This is a genomic window from Dyadobacter sp. CY343, from assembly GCF_021390335.1.
GTDB lineage: Bacteria > Bacteroidota > Bacteroidia > Cytophagales > Spirosomataceae > Dyadobacter.
The window spans coordinates 1-2,513 of the sequence record NZ_JAJUXK010000015.1 but is presented as its reverse complement, the minus strand read 5'-3'; the positions used below and the strand labels follow the sequence as shown (position 1 = coordinate 2,513).

At 48.7% G+C, this 2,513-nt stretch carries 5 protein-coding genes; all 5 read left to right on the top strand.

The annotated features are described in order from the left end of the window. The coding region (locus LZG94_RS26325) for a cbb3-type cytochrome c oxidase subunit I (RefSeq protein WP_233794631.1) at positions 1–417 on the top strand (417 nt) is incomplete at its 5' end. 35 nt (positions 418–452) lie between these two features. Then, the gene (locus LZG94_RS26320) at positions 453–1,472 is read left to right on the top strand and encodes a cytochrome c (protein WP_233794630.1); all 1,020 of its coding nucleotides are present in this window, start codon (positions 453–455) and stop codon (positions 1,470–1,472) included. A 5-nt stretch (positions 1,473–1,477) separates the two neighbouring features. Next, on the top strand, positions 1,478–1,774 hold the full coding sequence (locus LZG94_RS26315; RefSeq protein ID WP_233794629.1) for a hypothetical protein: 297 nt from the start codon (positions 1,478–1,480) through the stop codon (positions 1,772–1,774). 4 nt (positions 1,775–1,778) lie between these two features. Then, a complete protein-coding gene (locus LZG94_RS26310) occupies positions 1,779–2,189 on the top strand; it encodes a cytochrome C (protein WP_233794628.1) in 411 nt (136 codons plus the stop codon). Between the two features lies 1 nt (position 2,190). Continuing rightward, positions 2,191–2,513, top strand: a 323-nt coding sequence (locus tag LZG94_RS26305) for a group III truncated hemoglobin (RefSeq protein ID WP_233794627.1), incomplete at its 3' end; no start/stop codon positions are given.

Sequence of the window (2,513 nt, the reverse complement as noted above, 5' to 3'; positions counted from 1 at the left end):
TGGCATTTCACTGATTTTACTGTCGCCCATTCCCATTTGACGATGTATGGCATTATCTGCTTTTTGCTCTGGGCAGGGATCTATGCACTCATGCCACGGATTACCGGGCAGGAACCGCCGCAGATTACGGTTGGTGCGCACTTTTGGCTGGCATTGATCGGGCTATTGTTTTACACGATACCATTAATGTATGGCAGTACCATGCGCGGGCTGATGTGGATGGAGGCCAAGCCTTTTATTGACTCAGTGAGTTTTATGGCGCCGTTTTGGCTTTGGCGGGCGATCGGAGGAAGCCTGATGTGGCTCTCACACCTGTTTTTCGCTTATAATCTTTACCGGATGATGGTGGCGCCGGGCGCGGTTGATATTAAGGAAACGGCATTTGAAAAGCTGAGATCTATTGATCACGTGTCCTGAAACCGAGTAATATCTATCCCATTCAATTTGACATCATGGAGTTTTTTGATAATCATAACAAACTATTTGGCGCCGCCTTCCTGCTCTTTATCGGCTTAACGGCTTTTGTGGCCGTATTGCCTGCCATTGATAATGAGCAAAACAATGCGCCGCTTCCAGGTGCAGTGCCGCTCAGTGAGCCGGCGATCAGGGGAAAGGCATTGTATGTCTCCAATGGATGCGTGGCCTGCCATACCCAGCAGGTCCGGAATGTGGATATGGACAAGGTTTGGGGCCAGCGGCCCGGGCTTGCGTCAGACTATGCTTCCAACCGCCGCACGGATTTCTGGCGTAATACGGCCACCCTGATGGGTACTGAGCGGACCGGGCCCGACCTGACCTCGATCGGAAGCCGGCAGCCCAGCCGGGAATGGAACCTGGTGCATCTATATAACCCGCGCATTGTGATCAAGCAGTCCATCATGCCGGCGTATCCCTGGCTGTTTGAAAGTATAGCTGAGCCGGCAAAAGAGGATGTGGTAGTAAATGTTCCTGATGCGTTTCAAAGACAAGGGATGACCTTGGTGGCTACTCAGGATGCGCTGGACCTGGTCGCTTATTTGCAATCATTGAAACAAGCGGAACTCCCAGGTACGGCGGGACCTGCTGCCTTTTTATACGCAAAGCAGGAACAGAAAACGGAAAGTACGGATCAGTCCAAGCAGTCCGATACTGAAACCTCCGAAAATGGCCAGATGCTTTACGCCACCCATTGTCAGGCATGTCATCAGGAAAGCGGGGAAGGTTTGAAAGGCGCTTTTCCACCTTTGAAAGGTAGTACGGTCGTAGTCGATAAAGATCCTTCCTTAATCGTAAACATCATGATGCGGGGCTATGACGCCCGCCAGGAATACGGGGCGATGCCCGCTGTGGGAGCGAATGCAGATTTAAGTCCCGAGCAAATAGCAGCCATTATAAACCACGAGCGCAGCAGCTGGGGCAACAACGCGCCCAACGTGTCGGTGCAACAAGTAGAGCAGATTGTGCAGAAAATCAAGGAAATGCCTGTGCAATAGATGCTATGGCGGCATTTGTTAAATTAAAAGAATTCAGATTGGATATGAAGAAAGCCTTTTTGTTAACCGTTTTTGTCTTGATGGGCTTATTTGCTGCGGCGTGCCCGGTATGTGATCAGCGTCAGCCGAAGTTATTACAAGGCATTGCGCATGGTTCAGGGCCGGAAAGCAACTGGGACTATCTGATCGTTTCGGTTGCTGCCATCATTGTGATACTGACACTCTTTTTCTCGGCAAAGATGTTGATCAAACCTGGCGAAAAATCTGACGACCATATCAAAAGGCTTATTATAAACATTTAGTGTTATGGAAGATAAAAGCACAGTTTTTCTTTTCCTGGATAAGGACCAAACGCCCATCGCTGAGTTTATCTCTCCTGTGAATTTTGAGCTGGATACCCGTAAAATGGTGGACGGCAAGCATGAACTGAAAATCATCAGTAAAGACCCGACGGGCAAAGAAGGTATCCGTATCATTCCTTTTGAGGTGAAGAACGGGCCTGCCATTGCCGTCGAAGGGATCACCGAAAATGCAGTGGTGGATGGGATAGTTCCGTTAATGATCAATGCGTACGGAAAAGGGGACCAAAAGCGGTTTCTGATTACCGGAAGTGAAACACCCCAGAGCATTCCGGCCTGGATCTGGATCCTGCTCATTGGCTTTTTAGGATGGTCGACCTATTACCTTATCCGATACATTGACTTGATTCACATTTGAAATGAAAACAAAACAAGAGATACTCAGCATCGAGGACATCAAGCTTCTGGTCGATTCCTTTTACGCAAAAGTTAGGGTGGATACATTGCTATCACCGGTTTTTAATGAGCGGATCGGTGGTAACTGGCCGCAGCATATGGAAAAAATGTACAAGTTCTGGCAGACAGTGCTTTTGAAGGAGCATACTTATTACGGAAGCCCGTTTACGCCGCATGCCATGTTACAGGTTGACCACACGCATTTTGAAAAATGGATGGATTTATTTGTCGGGACCATTGATGAACTGTTTGTCGGCGAGAAAGCCCAGGAAGCAAAGTTCAGGGC